The organism is uncultured Desulfovibrio sp. (assembly GCF_944324525.1).
Taxonomy (GTDB): Bacteria; Desulfobacterota; Desulfovibrionia; order Desulfovibrionales; family Desulfovibrionaceae; genus Desulfovibrio.
The window spans coordinates 85,506-105,039 of record NZ_CALUWS010000001.1; the positions used below are offsets into that span (position 1 = coordinate 85,506).

Sequence of the window (19,534 nt, forward strand, 5' to 3'; positions counted from 1 at the left end):
AGAGAACAGGGACTTTGTGCCTGAAAAAACGCATGGTCGCAAGAGGCTGACAGGCCCTTGGCAAAAAAATAAAGAAATTCTCGAATTTTTTTCTGGAAAATGGCGCAACATGGGGGTAAAGGCTTGCCTTGCCGAGGAAATTTCTTTATCTCTTACTGGAAGAACGCCTCATTGGGCCGAGGTATTCTTAAAGAAAAACTTAAAGTTTTGGTTTTTTCCTGTTGAAGAGGAGTGAGGGGAAAAATGAATAAATTGACAGCCCTGTCTTTGGCTTGCCTTGTTCTTACCAGTGGCTGCGGCTATCGCCAGCTGGAAGATGCGACGGTGGAAAACCGGACCGGCGTCCTGGAAAATTCACAGCGGATCTCTCAGCTTGCTCAGCGTGTGGATTCTCTTGACCGGCGTCTCACCACCCTGAGCGAAACGACCTATGAAATCCGTACCCGCCGCGGTGGAAAAACATCCATGGTGGCTGTCCCGGTGTATAACCCCACTCCGAGCGAGTTGCGCAACCCCGGCGGTGAACCTGCCGCGCCTGCCGCCGCTCCGGCGGCGCCCGCCGCGCAGGCGAGCAAGGCCAAGCAGGGCGCTCCGGCTTCGCGGGTGATCAATCCCGCCAGCAAGCCGGCCCCCTTCCCGGGTGGTTCGACGGCACGCCGTCCCGCCGCGCCGCGGCGCGCTCCTGCCGCCCCGGCGGCCGCTCCGGCTCCCGCCAAGGCGCAAGAGCCCAAGGATGCCTCCGCTCTCGGCATGCCGCCGGCCATGGCTCCGGCTACGCTGCCCGCCACGACCCCGGCTCCCGCTCCCGCTGCGACGCCGGCGCCCGCTCCGGCTGCCGCGCCTGCGGCCAGCCAGCCCGCGCCTTCTCCCGCTTCGGTGACGCCCGGTACGCCCGCTTCGCGCAGGGGCGATGCGACGGTCCCCGTTCCTCAGCTGCCCAGCATGGGCGGCGCGCAGCCTGCCCAGGGTGCGCCTGCCGCGACGATGCCGGCGGTGCAGCCTCAGCCGTACCCCTCCGCTACGTCCACCCCGGCCATTTCGTCTTCCCCTCGGACGGAAAACGCCGAGTATCAGGCAGCGTTGCAGGTGGTGCGCAGCGGCCGTACGGAAGAAGGCATCCAACGTTTTCGTCAGTTCCTCCAGCAGTATCCGCAGGGCAAGCTTGCGCCCAACGCCGAATACTGGATCGGTGAAGCCCTGTATTCGCAAGGAAAGCTTCAGGAAGCCCTCGGCCAGTTCCAGGCTGTCAGCACCCGTTATCCCGCTCACCATAAGAGTGCCGACGCCATGCTCAAGGCTGGTATGACCATGAGCCGTCTGGGAGATCAGCAGGGCGCTCGTCAGCAGTATCAGCAGGTGCTTGCGCTCTTCCCCAAGTCCGAAGCCGCGAGCAAGATCCGTTCTAGCGGCATCGGCCGTTAATCTGAGCGTACGTTGTCACAGAATGCCATAGGCTGTTGCCCGCAGTGGCAAGATTTGGACGAGGCTGGCCGCAAGGAATTTTGGGCCAGCCTCGCCTTGCGTCATTGCCGGGGGATCGGCCCGCGACGGCAGGCCTCGCTTGTAAGGCGTTTCGGCAGCGCCTATCAGGCTCTGCAGCAGCTTGATCTGTGGCGCACAGCGGGAAAGCATTCGACGCTCGCCGCGGAGATGGCCTCCGGGTCCTGGCGAACGACGGCAAGACGGGAGTGGGATGCCGCGCGCCGTCTTGCCGCCGGAATCCTGCTCTGGAACAACCCTCTGTATCCTGATTGTCTCCGTACTCTGCCGGATGCACCCATCCTGCTGTATTGCCGGGGGGATGTCAGCCTGTTGCGCGCCCCCTGCCTGGCGGTGGTCGGCGCGCGCAAGGCTTCGGAACAGGGATGCCGGGTGGCGGCCCACATGGCCCGCTGCCTCGCCGCCTGCGGCATCAGCATCGTCTCGGGCATGGCGCAGGGCGTCGATGCCAGCGCCCATGACGCCGCCCTGCGGGAAGTCGGCCGCAGCATCGGCGTACTGGGAACGGGGATCGACAGGATCTACCCGCAGCGCAATACCGGCCTTTTTGCCCGCATGGAAAAGGAGGGCGGTCTCCTCCTGTCCGAATTCGCGCCGGGCACGCCCCCTCTGCCCGAAAACTTCCCCGTCAGAAATCGCATCATCAGCGGGCTTTCGCTGGGCATCCTTGTGGTGGAGGCGGCCACACGTTCCGGCAGCCTGATCACGGCCCGCACGGCGCTGGAGCAGAACAGGGAGGTCTATGCCGTTCCCGGTCCGGCCCTGGATGAACAGTGCTGCGGCGCGCAGGAGCTGATCCGTCAGGGGGCGCGGGCCGTCTTTTCCGCCGAAGATATTTTGTGCGATCTTCTGGAGCGTCTGCGCCCCTACGGGATCGAGCGGCCTGTCCTGGATGAGCAGGCTCTGCTGCGGGAGGCGGCCCAAAATTCGTCATGTCAGGAGGCGGCCGGCTCCGGGGAGGCTGTCTCTGCGGCGTCCGGCTCCGTCCATGCGCCGGACAAAGCCTCTTCCGCAGCCGCGGGCCATGCCGCCGTGCCGCCGCAACGGAAGCATGGCCGTCCGCCGGCGACCGGCGGTGAAGTCCTGGCCGAAGCCGGTACGGAAGCGCCAGCGGCACAGCCTTCCGCCCCAGTGGGGAAGGCGGCCGAGGTCGTGCGGCTGTTGCGGCAGGGGGCGCTCCATGTGGATGCGCTCGCCGAGCGGTTGCATGTGCGCCCGGCCAGTCTGGCCGCGCTGCTGCTGGAGCTGGAACTTTCCGGACAGGTTCGCCGTCTTCCCGGCGCACGCTATGAGGTGACGTCATGACGGCCGCACGGCGGGGACGAAAAAGAGAAAGTCTTCTTCCCCGGGAGGAGACAAGGCGTTCGCCCGCAGAGGAGGCGGGGCAGGCCGCGCGCTCTGGAGAGCAGAAAGAGGCCATGCTGTCGCGGCAGTATGAGGCGCTTCTTGCTCCCTATCATCTGTGGCTGGAGACGCAGCGAGGCCTTTCGGCCGCCACGGTGCGCGCCTATCTTACCGATATCCGGCAGTTCATGAGCTTCCTTGCCGAGCAGGGGAGGACGCCGGAACGGCTGGATCGCATCGACAGGCGGGATGTGCAGTCCTTTCTGGCCGAGCTTTTCCGTCGGGGAGAAGCCCGCTCATCCATGTCGCGCAAGCTGGCCGCGCTGCGCAGCTTTTTTCAATACGCCCTGCGCATGCGGCAGGTGGGGGAAAATCCGGCAAAAGCCGTGCGCAATCCCCGGCAGGAGAGCTATCAGCCCCGTGTGCTCAACGTGGATGAGATCTTTTCCGTGTTGGACGCCGAGGACGGCATGGACGGCGATCCCCTGCGGCATTCGCGGGACAAGGCGCTGGCCGAACTGCTCTATGGGTCGGGCTTGCGCATTTCCGAAGCTCTGGGCCTGAACGTGGATGATGTGCAGCTGACGGCGGGCGTGGTGCGCGTCATGGGCAAGGGCAATCGTGAGCGGATGGCGCCCCTGTCCGACACATGCGTACCGGCATTGCGGGAATGGCTGGACGACCGGACGCTGCTGGCGGCGGACGGGGAGGCGGCGCTTTTCGTGGGCATGCGCGGCGGCAGGCGGATGCAGCGCCGGGAAGCTCTGCGCAGCATGGAGCGTCTGGGCAGTCTCGCCGGTGTGGCCAGGCATTTTTCGCCGCACGCCCTGCGGCACTCCTTTGCCACGCATTTGCTGGACGGCGGGGCCGACCTGCGCAGCGTGCAGGAATTGCTGGGCCACCGCCGCCTGACCACCACACAGCGGTACACGCAGGTCAGCCTTGAGCATCTGATGCGCGTGTATGACGCCGCGCATCCCAAGGCCCAGTCGTCGGACGGGGAACCGGAAGCGATGCCGTCCGCCCCAGTCCGCAAGGACGGGGACGGTTAACGACGGGCAGAGCGCATGCCCCCCTGTCTCTTGCCGTCAGGGGGCGCTCCCATGAGTCTTTCCGCCAGCGGGGAGAGCCCCGGCACGTGCGGGATTTGCAATCCGCGTCAAAATATTGCAAAGACGTGGAACGGGCAGGTCGTCAGCGCCGCCCGGAAAAATCACATATCACCGTTTCCTGCGGGAAGCGTTGCAAGGAGTCATCATGTCCGCCTACGTTCTTGGTCATCTGCATCCCGATACCGACAGCATCATTTCCGCCATTGCCGCCGCCGATCTGTACGCCAAGCGGGGGCTCGACGTCGTTCCCGCCGCGCAGGGCAAGCCTGCGCCTGAAACGGCCTTCGTTCTGGAGCGTTTCGGGCTGACGGCTCCCCAGATCGTGGATGACGTGGCCGGGCGCGAGCTCTACCTCGTGGACTATTCCGATCTGGCCCAGGCCCCCAAGGGGATGGACAGCGCCACGGTCATGGGCATCGTGGATCATCACAAGCTGGGCGACATCACCACCTCCCTCCCGCTGGAAGCCTGGATCTGGCCCGTGGGCTGCACCAATACGGTGCTTGCCAACATGTATGAATTCTACGGCATCGAGATCCCGCGCAGCATCGCCGGCGGCATGCTTTGCGCCATCCTTTCCGATACCGTCATGTTCAAGTCGCCCACCTGTACGGAAGCGGACAAAAAAGCCGTGGCCAAGCTGGCCGCCATTGCCGGCGTGGAAGATGTGATGGCGCTGGGCATGGAGATGTTCCGCGTCAAGAGCGCCGTGGACGGCGCCAGCATGCACGACCTCGTCTACCGTGATTTCAAGGATTTTGACATGAGCGGGAAGAAGGTCGGCATCGGCCAGCTGGAAGTGGTGGACCTCTCTCTGCTGGATGGCGTCAAGGACGGGCTCAAGCAGGAGATCGCCCGCATCAAGGCTGACGGACGCCACAGCGTCTTCCTTCTGCTGACCGATATCATGAAGGAAGGCTCGGAACTGCTGCTGGCTTCCGATGATCCCTCCGTGGTGGAAAAGGCCTTCGGCGTGAATCTGTCCGGCGATACGGTCTGGCTGGATGGCGTCATGAGCCGCAAGAAGCAGGTCGTGCCCAATTTTGAAAAGGCCTTCAAGTAAGAGATCTTTTCGGCGCTGCCCACCGCAAGCGTGATAGGATGTTTTCAGGCAAGAGCCTCCCGCTGTTTGGGCGGGGGGCTTTTTGTATGAAGAAAACCTCCCGCTTTCACGGGAGGGATTCCGGGCAGAAGGGATCAGGCGAGGAATGCCCGCCACCAGGCAAGCAGCGGCAGCAGCAGGGCCAGCAGCCAGGCAGCGGACTGGGGCAGTAGCCATGCCGGTGCGAAGCGGCGTTGCGCGCCTTCCAGCATGCCCAGCAGGAAGCCTGCCCCGAAACCGCAGCAGTGGGCAAGGTAATCTACATCTTCGTCACCTGTGCCCAGCATGGAGACGAGCGCCATGCCCGCCGCCAGCGGGATAAGCGCCTTTTTGCGCTGATAGAGGGTCGCCATGCCGCTCAGAGCGCCAAGCGCCGCAAAGAGAGCCGTGGAAAACCCCAGGCTGACAAAGGCATGCTGACGGAAAAGGTAATTGGCCACATTGCCGATGGTCCCGCCCAGCAGGCAGATCAGCAGAGCATGACCTGTCCCGGCGGCACGTCCCAGCAGCGGCAGAAATATCAGGCTGAAGAGGACATTGCCCCAGAGGTGCGGCGCATCCTGATGCAGGGTCAGGGCCGTGCTGAAGCGGTAGAATTCGTCATGTACGGCAATGCGGGCGCTGTCCAGCTCCCCCAAAAAAGACCAGCGGGAAGCGTCAGGCCACGGGAAGGGGCAGCGCCACCAGCCTTCCCGCCAGCCGTGCCAGAGAACCAGGAAAAGAGGCAGCAGGGCGGTCCATCCCGCATGCGCATGCGCCGGAAGGGCCGGCGGGGGAGGGGAGGGCTCTTGCGCTTCGCGGGAAAGGGCCTCCAGCTCATAGCGCGCAATGTCTTCATATAGAGGAGGGACATAGAGATGTTCCCGCCCGGAGAATTTGTCAAAGCGGTAGGGGATGCCGCGTGCGCTGAAGAGGAGTTCCCACTCGCGTTTCTGAAGATAGTCGGTGAATCCCTTGGGGGAAGTGAGGCGACGCCAGAAGGCCGGAAGGACAGGCGGACGTCGGCGCAGTCGATAGCGGCGGGGACGCTGATACGGTCGCACGGCAGTTGAACGGGTGAGGAGGCCTGGATACAAAAAAACCCCGGCATTGCTGCCGGGGCCTGTAGGACAGAAGCAGAGACCTAGGCGTCAGCCTTCTTGCTCACGACCGGCTTGGTCACGACGCCGGAACGGATGCAGCGGGTGCAGACGGAGAGGGTGCAGACGGTCCCATCAGCGAACTGATGGCGCACGCGCTGAAGATTCGGGTTGAAACGACGCTTGGTCTTGATGTTGGAATGGCTCACAAGATTGCCGACCTGAGGCTTTTTGCCGCAGAAAGCGCATTCTTTGCTCATGGTATCCTCCGTATATACAGAAAAACTGATGTTACAAAACTATCCGGTCTTGCCGTCGGAGTCATGGCGCAACGGGAATACCATGACCTTGCAAGGCGTGTATATAGGGGATGCCGCGTCAAAAAGCAAGGAGAATTTTTTCCGCACGCCAAATTTTCTTGCTGCGGGACCTACTTGTGAAAAAAATCATGAATGATGGACTATCCGTCATACGTCCTCTTAATGGAAGGCTAGGCGGGGACAGCGGCGGAAGGGAGTTCGCGCAGCGCCTCAAGAAAGCGCTCAAGCCCACCCTGCGGATCTGCCGCCAGACCGGCGCAAAGCACGGAATGCTCCTCTTGCAGAGGCCTGCGTGCATGGGGCAGAGCCGACACGTCGTCCCGCTGCGGCGTCGTACCGGCGTCCTCAAGCTGGAGAAGCAGAGGGCAGCCGATACCGAAAGGCGGCAGCAGATCGCCATAGGCCGGATCGCTGTCCGGCAGCAGACGCCTTCCCGTACAGGCGGCGCATGCCGTGCAGCAGGCTTCCGCGCTGCCGGTGATGCGGGCCGCCTGGCGGGGGTCGCTTTCCAGCGCATCCATGCAGGCGAGGATGTGGTCCATCTGGCGGAAGAACGCATCCATGAAGAGCTCACACTGTGCTTCATCCAGCCCGAGTTCCTCCAGAAAGACCCAGACGCTTTCGCCTGAAAGGCGCTTGTACAAGGGGTGGCGGTTCCGCAGTTCCTTATGGCGCTGCGGCGAAAGGGGTGGCAGGGACGGAGTGGGCATCGTGGGATAACCTGCATGCTGAAGGAGTATCGGCTGCGGCCATGCGCACGCAGGCGCTGTCCAGGCCGGGAATGGATTTTCTGCCTCGGTGGGGAGTCCACTAGAAAGCAAAGCGTCAGGGGTGTCAATGGGGAAAAAAGATTCAAAATTGAGCCAAAGACAAAAGAGGGCTCAATACAGTTTTATAAAAACAGCAAATGCGAGGACAAGAAGGCGTGAGAGTAGTTTTTGATGTACTGCATATAAGAAGGCGGTGCGAGATGTACGCAAAAGGGGGGCAACGAATGACCCTCTCAGGGAAGCATTCATTTTTGAGGTGAGACATGCTACTGTTTGATGGGCAAAAATGGATGGGATGCCTTATGGCGTTTGGCCAAAAATATGGACCCGGAATGAGGTGGAAAATGAGGGGCGAAGGGGGGTTTCCTCATGATTGCCCAAAACGTATTTTATTTGTCTCATAATGATAATTATGTAAACTTTTGACATAAAAAATCGTGTAATTTCGTAGGGTTGTATGTTTTGTCTCGCGTAACCTTCGTTCCTCTTTCTTGACCTGTCCCGCCAACTTGGGCACAAATTTCTTGACCTGTCCCGCCAACTTGGGCACAAAACTCGGGTTGGCGCTAGGCGTGTTCTTTCTGGCGTCATGTCAGCTTCATGAGGTATGTTCTATGGGATCTCGCTTGTTGCGCCGTGCCGTGCGGCGGCGTCCGCCTCGCGCGGCGGCTGCGCCGAAACCGTCTCCTTCTCCTTCTGCCGGGTCTTCCGCTGACGATGCGGCACTGTTATCGTGCCCTGCGCCCTTTTGTCCGTCCGAGGGGGCAGCTCCGTGTCAGCCGGATGCGGCGGTTCCGGCGGATTGCGGACGCAGGCCTCGCCGGGAGGCAAAACGGAGCCACACCGACTATGATGGTCAGGCGGCGCGCGATCGCTCGACGCGTCAGCGAGACAGGCAGGACGCCTGTCTGGAAGGTGGTAGATCGCCTCACCAGAACGATGCCCAAAAGGCATGGAAGAAAAAAGATCCGTTAAAAGTGAATAAGTTCACAAGCAAAAAGGAGGCTGAAATATCCGTCGGGACCCATCCTCTGGCGGACGCCGCGAACCAATGGCAGCGGCAGGCCCGGCGGAAGCGCGAGGAGGCCGCCCAGCGTGCCCTGACGGAAAAGGCGGAAAAAGTGGAAGTCGGCGCTGACCACCTTTCCTCAGGGGACAAAAAACTCGCTCCCCTCCCCTCCTCGCTTTCTCCGAAGCAGGATCATGGCGGCGACTCCGCCCGCTCTTCCTGGCGGCAGGCCGGACGGGAGGAGCTTCTTGCCTGGCGGCGTCCGTCGCGCCGGCCTCCTCTGTCCTCTGAGCGCCGGCTGAACAAGGTGATCGCCGAGGCCGGGTGCTGTTCCCGGCGCAAGGCGGATGAACTGATTTTTGCCGGGCGCGTCAGCGTCAATGGCGAGGTGGAAAGGCAGGCCGGGCGGCGGATCTCTCTGGACGATACGGTGTGCGTGGACGGCAAGCCGCTCGCCCGCGCACAGCAAATGCTCTACCTCATGCTGCACAAGCCTGTTCAGGTGGTCAGCACGGCCGCGGACCCGCAGGGACGTCAGACCGTGCTTTCCCTCGTGGCGCGCGAGTTTCCGGGGGTACGGCTGTTCCCTGTGGGGCGGCTGGACTACTTTTCCGAGGGGCTTATTCTGCTGACCAATGACGGACGCCTTGCGCAGCGCCTCATGCATCCGCGCCATCATCTGCCCAAGCTGTATGAGGTGCTGGTGCGCAATGTGGTGACTCAGAAGGCCCTGCAGACCATGCGTTCGGGCATGCGCCTGGCGGAAGGTGAGGAACTGCTCCCCGTGGAAGTGACGGCACGCAGCACGGCCTCCGGCTGTACGCTCTTGCGGATGGTCCTGCGGCAGGGGGTCAACCGGCAGATCCGGCGCATGTGCCGGGATCTGGGATTGACGATCCTGCGCTTGCGGCGGGTGGCTGTCGGCCCGCTGCAGCTGGGCACGCTTGCGCCGGGACATTATCGTCCGCTGGAAGAGGCTGAACTCGTGACCTTGCGGCGGGTGGTGGGGTTGCGCTAGAGTCTGTCAATGTAAGATTAACAAATAATTTAAATAGATAAGACAACTAGTCCGTACACGCTCCGCTTGTTTTTGGGGGCGGGGTCGCCTCGTGTTCCCGACGCTACCCTTGGTAAAAGCGCGCTGGGCAAGGGATGGGGGCTTGAGGGGAAGGGGGAACCCCTCCCCCGCCGACGGCGACCGAAAGGCGGCCCATAGGGCCGTGCCTGTTAGGCCGTAAGACAGCAGAGCGAGGGGTTCTTCTTCCCCCCAACAGGCTGTAAATAGTGTTTACAGGTCTAGGAAAGGTACGGTCAGTGCCCGGCAGGGCACAAGGCCGTCCCCTTAGTGTTTGGCAAGAAAAAGGCCCCTCCCCCGTGGTGGGATTCGGAGTGTATCCCGAATTCCCATTGTTCGGGGGAAGAGCCTGCAGAGGTTCTACGCCGTGCCGCTTATGCCTGCTGGAGCAGACGGTTCAGAAAATCGATGGCATCCTTTTGCAGGCGGTGCAGGTGCTCCTCGCCCGCGAAGCTTTCCGTATAGACTTTGCAAATGGGTTCCGTACCCGACGGGCGCACGGCAAACCAACCGCTGCGGGTGATGACCTTGATGCCGCCAATGGGCGCGTCATTGCCCGGGGCGTGGGTGATGACGCTCTCCACCGGCTCGCCCGCCAGTTCCTGAATGTCCGCCTGTTCCACCGTCAGCCCCTTGAGCAGGCTGCGTACTTTGGCGTCCGCCGGGGCATCAAGGCGCTGGTAGCAGGGCGCGCCGTGCCGTTCCGTCAGACCGGCGTAAACGGCCGACGGGGATTTGCCTTCCCTGGCCATCATTTCCGCCGCCAGCAGGCAAAGCAGCGGGCCGTCCTTGTCCGTGCTCCACGGTCTGCCGTCGCGTGTCAGGAAAGAAGCGCCGGCGCTTTCCTCGCAGCCCAGGGCGCAGCGACCGCTGTGCAGGTAGGGGACAAACCATTTGAAGCCTACGGGGACCTCGACCACCGGCCGTTGGAGTTCCTCCCCTACCCTGTCCAGCATGGCGCTGGTCACCAGCGTTTTGCCTATGCCGCTGCCCTTGCTCCACTGCGTACGCGTCCGAAAGAGATACCAGCAGACAGCGGCCAGGAAATGATTGGGGTTCATGAGTTCGTCACGCGTCACGATGCCGTGGCGATCCGCGTCCGGGTCGCAGGCAAAGGCCAGATCAAAGCTGTCGCGCAAGGACAGCAGACGACTCATGGCGTAGGGGGACGAACAGTCCATGCGGATCTTGCCGTCCTTGTCGCAGGGCACGAAGCGGAAGGAGGGATCCACCTCCTTGTGGACCACCTTCAGCGCAAGACCGTACTTCTGGGCGATGGGTTCCCACAGGGGCAGGCTTGCCCCACCCAGCGGATCCACCCCAAGGGAAAGCCCCGAAGCGGCGATGGCCGGCATGTCCAGCACGTCGGCAAGATCATCCACATACCGGGCCGTGAAATCGTAGACCTTGACCCGCGAGGAATGGCGGGCCGCCCGGTAATGCATGATCTGCACGGCGCGGTTGCTGGCTTCCAGATGTTCATTGGCCCGGCGCTCTATCCAGCGGGTGACGGAAGTCTCCGCCGGGCCGCCGTGCGGGGGATTGTACTTGAAGCCGCCGTCACGCGGGGGATTGTGCGAAGGCGTGATGATGATGCCGTCCGCCTGGGCGCTGCCCGCGTTGGCGGCATTCCAGCTCAGGATGGCGTGGGAAATGACGGGGGTCGCGGTATACTCCCCGTCCGGCGCGATGAAGACATGGACGTCATTGGCGACCAGCACTTCCAGGGCCGAACGAAAGGCCGGCTGGGAAAGCGCATGACTGTCTCCGCCGAGGAAGAGCGGTCCCTTGATGCCGTGGCTGGCCCGGTAGTCGCAGACCGCCTGCGTGATGGCGTAGATATGTTCCTCGTTGAAACTCAGGTCGAGGGATGAGCCCCGATGTCCCGATGTCCCGAAGCTGACCCGCTGGGATGCCTCGGCCGGACTGGGAAAGTCGGTATAATAGGCGCTGACCAGCGTGGGAACGTCAGTCAGCATGTCAGGCGTGGGCAGCTGCCCGGCGTGGGGATGCAGGGACATAGTTTCCTCCTTTGGCGTCATCCGTCAGTATAGCCTGCCCTTTTGCCGGACGCAACCGCTGGCCTCCCCGCTCAGGCGCCGGCAGCCGTCTCCAGCGCCCGCGCATGCGGGAAAGCAGCCTCGCCCGCAGTGTCCGAGCAAACGGATCGCACGCTCGGGAAAAGTTTCGGGGCAAAAAAAAGCAGGAGGCCGGGAGTTGGTTGCTCTCGGCGCATGCAGGGGCGCGCAGCTTCCGGCCGGAGCAGTCCGTCCGCCGTCAGGGCGTTTCTTGAAGATGTCGTGTGCGGGCCTTACTCCACGATATGTTCAAGGCGGGCATGCTGGATGAGCTCGGGGAGATCGCGGAAGCTCTCATGATCCCAGTTCATGAGCTCGGGATAGGTAAGATGCTGCAAGTCCTTGGGATCGGCGGAAATGATGAACCAGCGCTGACCGTCTTTGCCTTCTCCCCAGCCAAAGCCGAGAACAAGATCTTCCATATATTTCGGAAAATTGTGGTAGAGCGCAAGATATTCCTGGACAAAGGCTTCATGCGCCGCGTCGAACGTGGGATGCATGGGCCGGCCGGAGGATGTGGTAGCCATGAGATCTCCTTGAGGTGTCTTTCTCGGGATCTGAAAAGAAGCCTGCGTTCCTGCTTTTCAGATACAGGACTTTGGAGCGTGTTACAACCCTGTTTTTGCCGGGCAACAAAAAAGGAGGCTTGCGCCTCCTTTTTTGTTGCCGAAAGGGCTTTTGGCTTACTTCTTTTCGATGGTGAGCGCCTTGAAGAGCGTATCGCCGCGCCGCATGACCTGCAGCATGATGGCGCCGCGCTGCACGCCCACTTCCTTGACGATCTTGGAGAGCGCCTCGGGCGTGTTCACCGGCTTGCGGTCAGCGCGCAGGATGATGTCGCCGGGGCGGATATCGGCCTCGGCAGCGGCCTTGTCGGGATTGACATCCAGCACAAGGATGCCTTCCTTGTCGGAAAGATCCATCTCCTGACGTTCCTCAGCCTTGAGCGCCCGTACCGTAAGGCCCAGCAGGCCTTCGTCCTGCTTCTTGCCGTCCTTGCCGGGGGCAGCGGCGCTCTGGGCGCTCTGACGTTCGCCAAGGGTGACGTCCATCACCTGCTCCTTGCCGCCGCGCCAGATGCCCAGCTTGACGATGCTTCCGGGCTTCTTGGCGGCAATGGCGCGCAGCAGGGCGGAAGAGTCGGCGATGTTCTCGCCGTCCACGCTGACGATGACGTCGCCGTCCTCGATGCCGGCCTTGTCGGCGGGCTCGCCTTCCAGGGTGCTGGCCACCAGCGCCCCGCGGGGCGTATCCATGCCGATGGCCTTGGCCATGGCTTCGTCCACATCCTGGATGGTCACGCCGATCCAGCCGCGGCTGACCTTCTTGCCGCTCTTGATCTGCTCGATGATATTGGCGGCCATGTTGCTGGGGATGGCAAAGCCGATCCCCTGCCCGCTGGCGATGATGGCGGTATTGATGCCGACCACGTCGCCGTCCATGTTCAGCAGCGGGCCCCCGGAGTTGCCGGGGTTGATGGAACAGTCCGTCTGCAGGAAGTTGTCGAACGGCCCGGAACGGATATTGCGGCCCTTGGCGGACAGGATGCCGGAGGTCACCGTGTGGTCAAGGCCGAAGGGATTGCCGATGGCCATGAGCCACTCGCCCACCTTGAGCGCGTCGGAATTGCCGAACTTGAGGAAGGGCAGTTCCTTCTTGGCTTCCACCTTGAGCAGGGCAAGGTCGGTCTCCTCGTCGGCGCCGATGAGCTTGGCCACAAGCGGCGTGGACTTGCCGTTGCTTTCGTCAAGGGTCACATGGATCACGTCGGCGTCGGCCACCACATGGTTGTTGGTGACGATGTAGCCGTCAGCCGAGATGATGAAGCCCGAACCGAGGGACTTCTGCTTTTTTTGCGGGGCACGCTGTCCGCCGCGCGGGCCCATGCCGAACTGGTCGAAGAACTGACCGAAGCCGGGGGGCATGTTGCGGAACATCTCGCCGAAGAATTCTTCGGGCCCGCCCGCCTGCGCGGTACGCTCCGTACCGATATTGACCACCGCCGGGCCGCACTTGGCGGCCAGCGTGGTGAAGTCAGGCAGCGTGGCGGCCTGCGCCAGACTGCCCATCATGAACAGTGCGGCGAGCGCCAGAGCAAGGGGTTTTCTCATTCTCATAGGGGAAGCTCCTTAGGCTTTCTTTTGCAGAGCCTTCTGCAAAGCCTGTGCCATGATCCCCATTCCTGCGCTCTGACCGGCGGAACCCGCGCTGGCATGCTGCTTCCAGTCCGTATCGCGGGTCTTTTCCGCCACTTCCACCCCTTCGGGGGCCAGGCTGATGCGGCGGGCGGCGGTGTCCAGATTTTGAACGACCAGCTTGACGCTGTCGCCCTTGTCGAGGCTGGTGAATTCGCTCTTCTTGGCGCTCTTGATGACGCCGGCCGGGAGCAGACCCGTGATGCCCGGAGCCAGCGTCACGAAGACGCCGAACTTGCTCTGGCTCTCCACCGTGCCTTCCACCACCGTGCCCACGGCAAAGCGGCTGGCGGCCTCCTGCCACGGGTCGCCTTCGGCGTCACGCATGCTCAGGGAGATGCGGCGGGTCTCGGGATTGATCTCCTTGATCTTCACGGACACCGTATCCCCGGCGGCCACCACGTCCTCGGCCTTGTTCACGCGCTTGGTCCAGGACATTTCGGAAAGGTGCACGAGGCCTTCCACGCCGGGCAGCAGTTCCACAAAGGCGCCGAAGGGCGCAAGGCGGGTCACCTTGCCTTCCATGACGCTGCCCACAGCCAGACGGTCGGTCACCTGAGCCCAGGGATCGCCCTCAGCCTGCTTGCGGGAAAGGGAGATGCGGGTGCGTCCCTTGTCGTCCGTGCTCACGGACAGCAGCTTGGCCCGCACCATATCGCCCGGGGAGACGGCTTCGTCGGCGGCGCCCACGCGCGACCACGAAAGTTCGGAAAGATGGATCATGCCTTCCACTGCCGGAGCCAGTTCCATGAAGGCGCCGAAGGGGGCAAGGCGCGTGATGCGGCCCTCGACGGTATCGCCCACCTTGATGCTGGCCAGCAGCTTTTCCAGGTTGTCCTGCCGTTCGCGCTCCAGCAGCGCCCGACGGGACACCACGATGTTGCGGCCGCGATTTTCCACGCGCAGCACCACGAACTGCATGGTGCGGCCCACGACGGACTCGGCGTCGCCCGTGGCGGCGGCATCCATCTGGCTGCCGGGGCAGAAGGCGGTCTTGCCGAGCACTTCCACGGTGTAGCCGCCCTTGCAGGAGGCCACGACGCGACCGTCCACCGGGACGCCGGACTGGCAGGCTTCTTCCAGGGCGGCCATGCCGCTGCCGCTCATGGAGCGGGACAGGCGGATCTCGTGGGGATTGACGCCCACGACCCAGACGTCGATGCTGTCGCCGGGGGCTGCCATTTCCTTGCCTTCGGCATCGAGAATGTCCTTGCGATCCATGACGCCGTCCACCTTGATGCCCACATCGACAAAGACGGAATCGCCATTGATTTCAATGATCTTTCCCGTCACCTTCTGGCCTGTCTGCAGGCGGGGCGCGGCGGCCTCCTGCGCGGCGAAAAGGGTGGCGAAATCTTCCTGGGCGTCGTCGTGGCCCTGCTGGGTCTGCAATTCCTCGGTCATGTATTACTCCTTGAAAGGTGTGGTCTCAGACATGAGGGGAGCACTCTACCCCATTACGGCACAGAAGACAATCAAGAGGCGCGGCCTCCGGCCGCCCTCCCCTGTGCAAAAACTGGACGCCGTATGATTTTTGGACAGTCGTCGCCTGGAACCCGCGTCAGTACATGCGGCGTCAGTACATGCGGCGCATGAGGCGGGAGGACAGGCGCTGCACCAGCGGCGAGCGCGGCGAACGCTTGAGCGGCGCGGGCAGCATGACCGCCAGCTGCGCGGCCTCCCGCTTGGTCAGGGCGGCGGCCGACTTGCCGAAATAGTGCCGGGCGGCGGCCTCCGCGCCAAAGATGCCCTGCCCCCACTCCACCACATTCAGATAGAGCTCCAGGATCCGGTCCTTGTCGAGCCAGAGCTCCAGCCGTGCCGTCATGATGGCTTCCTTGATCTTGCGCAGCAGGGAGCGCTCGGGCGAGAACCAGAGATTTTTGGCCAGCTGCTGGGTGATGGTGCTGCCGCCGGCCGCCAGCCTGCCCTTTTCCCAATTGCGCAGGGCCGCCTGCCAGAGCAGTTCAAAGTCAAAGCCATGATGGAGGCGGAAGCGGTCATCCTCCGACGCGACGACAGCCTGCCGCAACCACGGGGAGATGCGTTTCAGCGGCACCCAGCGCTGCCGTGGACGCCAGGTCTTGCCGGGGTGGGCCGCGACAAAGGCTTCGCGGCGCAGGGTCATCATGGACGTTTCCCCGGGGTCGCAGGCCATGAGCGGGATGACCGGCGGCAGGACGGCGTAACGGAAAATGTCCAGAAAGAGCAGAAACACGGCCCAGCGCAGCAGGCTGCGCACAGGGTGCCGGCGCAGGTGCGCGGCATAGCGGCGCAGGCATTCCCGCCAGCCCGGCGGCGTGTCCGGCGTGGAAGGCGGCACGGCGGGCCGGACGGCATCCGTCTTTTTCCCGGCAGGCTGAAGAGCCGGGCTGACGGACGAACCGGCGGACGGTCTGACGAACGGTTTGGTGGCCGGTCTGGTGCCCGGGGCTGGGGCGGCAGCGTGCCGGGGGCGTGTCGGCATGGAGGGAGGTTTCAGCATGGTGGTGTTACGGACAGGCCGTCCGGCGCAAAAAGAAAAACGTCCGGGAGGAAAGCTCCCGGACGTCCTGGATTCTGGTAGCAAGGGAGGGATTTGAACCCCCGACACTGCGGGTATGAACCGCATGCTCTGACCAACTGAGCTACCTTGCCGTGTTTTCCATCAAGCGCGAAGAGAAACTTAGACAAACTTCCGCCTGATGGCAAGCATTTTTTTCATGTCAGACCAAATTTTTTTTTGAACGGGTCAGTACTCCATGAAATAAAAGACGAAAGGCGCCAGCACGAGCCGGTAGATGGCGAAGGGGATCAGGGTGATGCGTCCGACCAGCGCCACAAAGGCCTTGATGGCCAGCAGCGCGGAAAGGAAGGCCCCCACCATGCCCACGGCAAAGAAGGGAATGTCCGCCGCGGTGAAGAGGTGCCAGCTCTTGAGCATGTCGTAGCCTGTGGCGGCGATCATGATGGGCACGGCGGCGATGAAGGAATATTCCGCGGCCACGTTGCGCTTGGCGCCAAGGAGCATGCCGCCCATGATGGTGGACGCCGAACGCGAGAAGCCCGGCCAGAGCGAAAGACACTGGAAGAGCCCGATGCCCAGCGCGAGCCGGGGCGTCATCTCGTCCAGGGTCACGCAGGAGGGGCGGTACTTGCGCCGCTCCACCACGATCATCATGATGGCCCCGGCCACCAGCGCCAGCAGCACCGTGGTGGGCGTGAACAGATGTTTCTTGATGGTGGAGTGCAGGAGCAGTCCCACGATGCAGGCCGGGAGGCAGGTCAGGACAAGCAGGACGATGCCGCGCATGCCGGCAAAACGCACATAGGGCTGCGGGCGCAGCAGGCCCCAGAAGCGCTCCCAGTACAGCACCACGACGGCCATGATGGCGCCGAGCTGGATGACCACATTGAAGGTCGCGGCCTTCTCGCCCACGAAGTTGAGCAGATCGCTGGCCAGGATGAGATGGCCCGAGGAGGAGACGGGCAGATATTCCGTGAGTCCTTCCACAATGCTGAGGATGAGGGCCACAAAAAGGTTGTCCATGATTTCCCCGTGTGCGCCCTTCCGCATTGCCAAGGGGCACGACTTTGGCTAATGGTTGATAGGGATGCCCGGGCTCTTCCGGGCGATCCGGGTCAGCAGGAAATGGCGGAACGCCTGTCCGCGCAGTGCCGGCGGAGCGGGCCGCACGAAGGAGGTTCCCCATGACGACGATCATGCCGCAAAGCGAGCTGGTGCGCCGTGCGGCGGCCTATGTGGCTGCCGGGCTGGCGGAAAAGGGTCGGGCCGGGCTGTATGCCCTGCTGGACGATGCCGCCATGCGTTTCAATCTCTCTCCCCTTGATCAGCAGGCGCTGGAACGGCTTTTCGCCACGCAGGCCGGGGAGAGCTCCGCCGCGCCGCTTCCTGAGCGCGACTGACGGACGGCGGGAGCGGCAAAGGGCAGGACGCGCCGCCGCGCCCCGCCCCGCCGTCATCTACCCTATCCGGCTGCCGTCGGGCATGTTGCCGCCGGGCTGCAGGAGGACGAGCCTGCCGTCCTGTTCCGCCGTGAGTACCATGCCGTGGGACATGAGGCCGCGGATCTTGCGGGGGGCCAGGTTGAGTACGGCGCACACCTGCTTGCCCACGAGTTCCTCCGGCGCGAAGAATTCCGCCAGCCCGGAAAGGATCTGCCGCGGCTGCCCTTCTCCGAAGTCGATCTCAAGGCGCAGGATGCGGTCGGCATTGGGGTGGCGCTCGCAGACGCGCACCGTGCCCACGCGCAGATCCGCCGCCTTGAACTGTTCAAAGGTGATCTCTTCCGCCGGTCCCGCGGGCGCGGGGGCGGGCTTGGCCTTTTGCGCGGCCTTTTCGGCCTTGCTCTTTTCCTTCTCGGCCTTGGCGGCGGCTTCGGCCGCCTTGGCCCGGGCCGCGGCGTCGATGCGCGGGAAAAGGTTGGAGGCGGCCGCCAGCGGCGTGCCCGCCGTCAGCCCGGCAAATTCGCCCATTTCCCGCTCCAGGTCGCAGGCCGGGGCCGTCTCGCCGCCGGCGGGCTGACCGAGCTGGGTCAGCATGGCCGCCGCCGACTGCGGCATGACCGGCCAGAGGCAGAGAGCCACCTTGCGCATGGCCGTGAGCAGGGTGTGCATCACCGTGTTCAGGCGCTCGGTATCGCCCTGCTTGGACAGGGCCCACGGAGCCTGCGAATCCACATACTTGTTGCAGGCGCGCACCAGCTCCCAGAGGGATTCCAGCGCCTGCGAGAACTGGACGACGCCGAAGAGCTGCACATAATTCTGCATGGCCGTGAGGCAAAGCTCGGCGATGGCCTTGTCATCTTCGTTCAGGCTGCCGCACGGGGGCGTTTTGCCGTCGCAGAATTTGGCGGTCATGGACAGCACGCGGCTGTAGAGGTTGCCCAGATCATTGGCCAGATCGGCGTTGATGCGGGTGACGATGCTCTCCTCGCTGAAACTGGCGTCGGAGCCGAAGTGCATCTCCCGCAGGAGGAAATAGCGGAAGGCGTCCAGACCGAATTCCTGGCTCATGGCCAGCGGATCGACGACGTTCCCCAACGACTTGGACATCTTGGTATCCCGCACCAGCCAGTAGCCGTGGACGTTCAAGTGCCGGTAGAGGGGCAGGCCCGCGGCCTTGAGCATGGTGGGCCAGAAGATGGCGTGGGGCTTGAGGATGTCCTTGGCCACCAGATGTTCTCCCGGCCAGTAGCGCGCGTAGTCGGGGCCGTCCGGCCAGCCCAGCGCGCTGATGTAGTTGAGCAGCGCATCGAACCAGACGTAGCAGACGTAATCCGTGTCGAAGGGCAGTTCGATGCCCCAGGTCAGGCGGCTCTTGGGGCGGGAGATGCACAGGTCTTCCAGCGCGCCGGATTCCAGCATGCCCAGCACTTCATTGCGGTAGCGTTCCGGCCGGATGAAGTCGGGGTTGGCAAGGATATGCTCCTTCAGCCAGGGGAGATACTTGGACATGCGGAAGAAATAGTTCTTCTCGCTGATGAATTCCGGCTTGGTGAGGTGCTGCGGGCAAAGGCCGTTCTCCAGCTCCTTTTCCGTATAGAAGCGTTCGCAGCCGTAGCAGTAATGGCCGCCGAACTCCCCGAAATAGATGTCCCCGGCATCGTAGACCTGCTGCAGGAAGCGCTGCACGCGGGCCTTGTGGTCGGCGTCCGTGGTGCGCACGAAACGGTCGTTGGCGATGCCGAGCCGCGGCCAGAGCGCGCGGAACTGGCCGCTGATGCCGTCCACGAATTCCTGCGGGCTCTGGCCCTGCTTTTCGGCGGACTGCACGATCTTGTCGCCGTGTTCGTCCGTGCCGGTCAGGAAAAGGGTGTCCTCGCCCTTCAGGCGATGGAAGCGGGCAAGGCAATCCGCCACGATGGTGGTATAGGCATGGCCGAGATGCGGCTGCGCATTGACATAATAAATGGGCGTGGTGATGAAAAAGTGGGACACCGGGTCGCTC

Annotated in this window: 17 protein-coding genes and 1 tRNA gene; 7 read left to right on the plus strand and 11 right to left on the minus strand. The window is 63.1% G+C overall.

Annotated features, from left to right (window positions below; translation table 11 throughout):
* Positions 1-16: 16 nt before the first annotated feature.
* From Q0K12_RS00375 to Q0K12_RS00395, 5 genes are all read left to right on the plus strand, one after another.
* Positions 17-235, plus strand: a complete 219-nt coding sequence (locus Q0K12_RS00375; protein ID WP_297259386.1) for a hypothetical protein — start codon at positions 17-19, stop codon at positions 233-235.
* Positions 236-243: 8 nt separating this feature from the next.
* Positions 244-1,422, plus strand: a complete 1,179-nt coding sequence (ybgF, locus tag Q0K12_RS00380; protein ID WP_297259388.1) for a tol-pal system protein YbgF — start codon at positions 244-246, stop codon at positions 1,420-1,422.
* Between the two features lie 54 nt (positions 1,423-1,476).
* Positions 1,477-2,805, plus strand: coding sequence for a DNA-processing protein DprA (dprA, locus tag Q0K12_RS00385; protein WP_297259389.1), 1,329 nt, complete (start codon positions 1,477-1,479; stop codon positions 2,803-2,805).
* 113 nt (positions 2,806-2,918) lie between these two features.
* The gene (locus Q0K12_RS00390; protein WP_297259391.1) at positions 2,919-3,896 is read left to right on the plus strand and encodes a tyrosine recombinase XerC; all 978 of its coding nucleotides are present in this window, start codon (positions 2,919-2,921) and stop codon (positions 3,894-3,896) included.
* A 205-nt stretch (positions 3,897-4,101) separates the two neighbouring features.
* On the plus strand, positions 4,102-5,019 hold the full coding sequence (locus Q0K12_RS00395) for a manganese-dependent inorganic pyrophosphatase (protein WP_297259394.1): 918 nt from the start codon (positions 4,102-4,104) through the stop codon (positions 5,017-5,019).
* A 134-nt stretch (positions 5,020-5,153) separates the two neighbouring features.
* On the opposite strand, the gene Q0K12_RS00400 is transcribed toward Q0K12_RS00395, so the two are convergent.
* From Q0K12_RS00400 to Q0K12_RS00410, 3 genes are all read right to left on the minus strand, one after another.
* A complete protein-coding gene (locus Q0K12_RS00400) occupies positions 5,154-6,101 on the minus strand; it encodes a rhomboid family intramembrane serine protease (RefSeq protein WP_297259396.1) in 948 nt (315 codons plus the stop codon).
* Between the two features lie 80 nt (positions 6,102-6,181).
* Positions 6,182-6,397, minus strand: a complete 216-nt coding sequence (gene rpmB, locus Q0K12_RS00405) for a 50S ribosomal protein L28 (RefSeq protein WP_297259397.1) — start codon at positions 6,395-6,397, stop codon at positions 6,182-6,184.
* Between the two features lie 230 nt (positions 6,398-6,627).
* Positions 6,628-7,167, minus strand: a complete 540-nt coding sequence (locus Q0K12_RS00410) for a hypothetical protein (RefSeq protein WP_297259399.1) — start codon at positions 7,165-7,167, stop codon at positions 6,628-6,630.
* A 1,037-nt stretch (positions 7,168-8,204) separates the two neighbouring features.
* Here Q0K12_RS00410 and Q0K12_RS00415 point away from each other — a divergent pair.
* The gene (locus Q0K12_RS00415; RefSeq protein WP_363315603.1) at positions 8,205-9,254 is read left to right on the plus strand and encodes a pseudouridine synthase; all 1,050 of its coding nucleotides are present in this window, start codon (positions 8,205-8,207) and stop codon (positions 9,252-9,254) included.
* Positions 9,255-9,685: 431 nt separating this feature from the next.
* Here the strand turns inward: Q0K12_RS00415 and Q0K12_RS00420 are convergent, their stop codons facing one another.
* The 7 genes from Q0K12_RS00420 to Q0K12_RS00450 form a co-directional block, all read right to left on the minus strand.
* Entirely contained in the window at positions 9,686-11,332 is a 1,647-nt protein-coding gene (locus tag Q0K12_RS00420) for a phosphoglucomutase (protein ID WP_297259400.1), read from the minus strand.
* A 290-nt stretch (positions 11,333-11,622) separates the two neighbouring features.
* Complete coding sequence (locus Q0K12_RS00425; RefSeq protein ID WP_297259402.1) at positions 11,623-11,916, minus strand: hypothetical protein; 294 nt, start codon at positions 11,914-11,916, stop codon at positions 11,623-11,625.
* A gap of 156 nt (positions 11,917-12,072) precedes the next feature.
* Complete coding sequence (locus Q0K12_RS00430) at positions 12,073-13,506, minus strand: DegQ family serine endoprotease (protein WP_297259403.1); 1,434 nt, start codon at positions 13,504-13,506, stop codon at positions 12,073-12,075.
* A gap of 12 nt (positions 13,507-13,518) precedes the next feature.
* Entirely contained in the window at positions 13,519-14,988 is a 1,470-nt protein-coding gene (locus Q0K12_RS00435) for a 30S ribosomal protein S1 (RefSeq protein WP_297259405.1), read from the minus strand.
* A 172-nt stretch (positions 14,989-15,160) separates the two neighbouring features.
* Positions 15,161-16,051, minus strand: a complete 891-nt coding sequence (mtgA, locus tag Q0K12_RS00440) for a monofunctional biosynthetic peptidoglycan transglycosylase (protein ID WP_297259406.1) — start codon at positions 16,049-16,051, stop codon at positions 15,161-15,163.
* 93 nt (positions 16,052-16,144) lie between these two features.
* Positions 16,145-16,221: transfer RNA gene (locus tag Q0K12_RS00445), tRNA-Met, on the minus strand.
* Between the two features lie 94 nt (positions 16,222-16,315).
* Positions 16,316-17,113, minus strand: a complete 798-nt coding sequence (locus Q0K12_RS00450; protein ID WP_297259408.1) for an undecaprenyl-diphosphate phosphatase — start codon at positions 17,111-17,113, stop codon at positions 16,316-16,318.
* Positions 17,114-17,274: 161 nt separating this feature from the next.
* On the opposite strand from Q0K12_RS00450, the gene Q0K12_RS00455 reads away from it, so the two are divergent.
* A complete protein-coding gene (locus tag Q0K12_RS00455; RefSeq protein ID WP_297259410.1) occupies positions 17,275-17,490 on the plus strand; it encodes a hypothetical protein in 216 nt (71 codons plus the stop codon).
* Positions 17,491-17,547: 57 nt separating this feature from the next.
* Here Q0K12_RS00455 and metG read toward each other — a convergent pair whose 3' ends face one another.
* Positions 17,548-19,524: a methionine--tRNA ligase gene (gene metG, locus Q0K12_RS00460; protein WP_297259412.1), complete on the minus strand. Its 1,977-nt coding sequence runs from the start codon at positions 19,522-19,524 to the stop codon at positions 17,548-17,550.
* Positions 19,525-19,534: the final 10 nt, after the last annotated feature.

Excerpts from the sequence above, each read along its gene's own strand:
- ybgF (WP_297259388.1), top strand. The coding sequence starts at position 244 with ATGAATAAATTGACAGCCCTGTCTTTGGCTTGCCTTGTTCTTACCAGT.
- Q0K12_RS00390 (WP_297259391.1), top strand. The coding sequence starts at position 2,919 with ATGCTGTCGCGGCAGTATGAGGCGCTTCTTGCTCCCTATCATCTGTGG.
- Q0K12_RS00395 (WP_297259394.1), top strand. The coding sequence starts at position 4,102 with ATGTCCGCCTACGTTCTTGGTCATCTGCATCCCGATACCGACAGCATC.
- rpmB (WP_297259397.1), bottom strand. The coding sequence starts at position 6,397 with ATGAGCAAAGAATGCGCTTTCTGCGGCAAAAAGCCTCAGGTCGGCAAT.
- Q0K12_RS00410 (WP_297259399.1), bottom strand. The coding sequence starts at position 7,167 with ATGCCCACTCCGTCCCTGCCACCCCTTTCGCCGCAGCGCCATAAGGAA.
- Q0K12_RS00420 (WP_297259400.1), bottom strand. The coding sequence starts at position 11,332 with ATGTCCCTGCATCCCCACGCCGGGCAGCTGCCCACGCCTGACATGCTG.
- Q0K12_RS00425 (WP_297259402.1), bottom strand. The coding sequence starts at position 11,916 with ATGGCTACCACATCCTCCGGCCGGCCCATGCATCCCACGTTCGACGCG.
- Q0K12_RS00430 (WP_297259403.1), bottom strand. The coding sequence starts at position 13,506 with ATGAGAATGAGAAAACCCCTTGCTCTGGCGCTCGCCGCACTGTTCATG.
- Q0K12_RS00435 (WP_297259405.1), bottom strand. The coding sequence starts at position 14,988 with ATGACCGAGGAATTGCAGACCCAGCAGGGCCACGACGACGCCCAGGAA.
- mtgA (WP_297259406.1), bottom strand. The coding sequence starts at position 16,051 with ATGCCGACACGCCCCCGGCACGCTGCCGCCCCAGCCCCGGGCACCAGA.
- Q0K12_RS00450 (WP_297259408.1), bottom strand. The coding sequence starts at position 17,113 with ATGGACAACCTTTTTGTGGCCCTCATCCTCAGCATTGTGGAAGGACTC.
- Q0K12_RS00455 (WP_297259410.1), top strand. The coding sequence starts at position 17,275 with ATGACGACGATCATGCCGCAAAGCGAGCTGGTGCGCCGTGCGGCGGCC.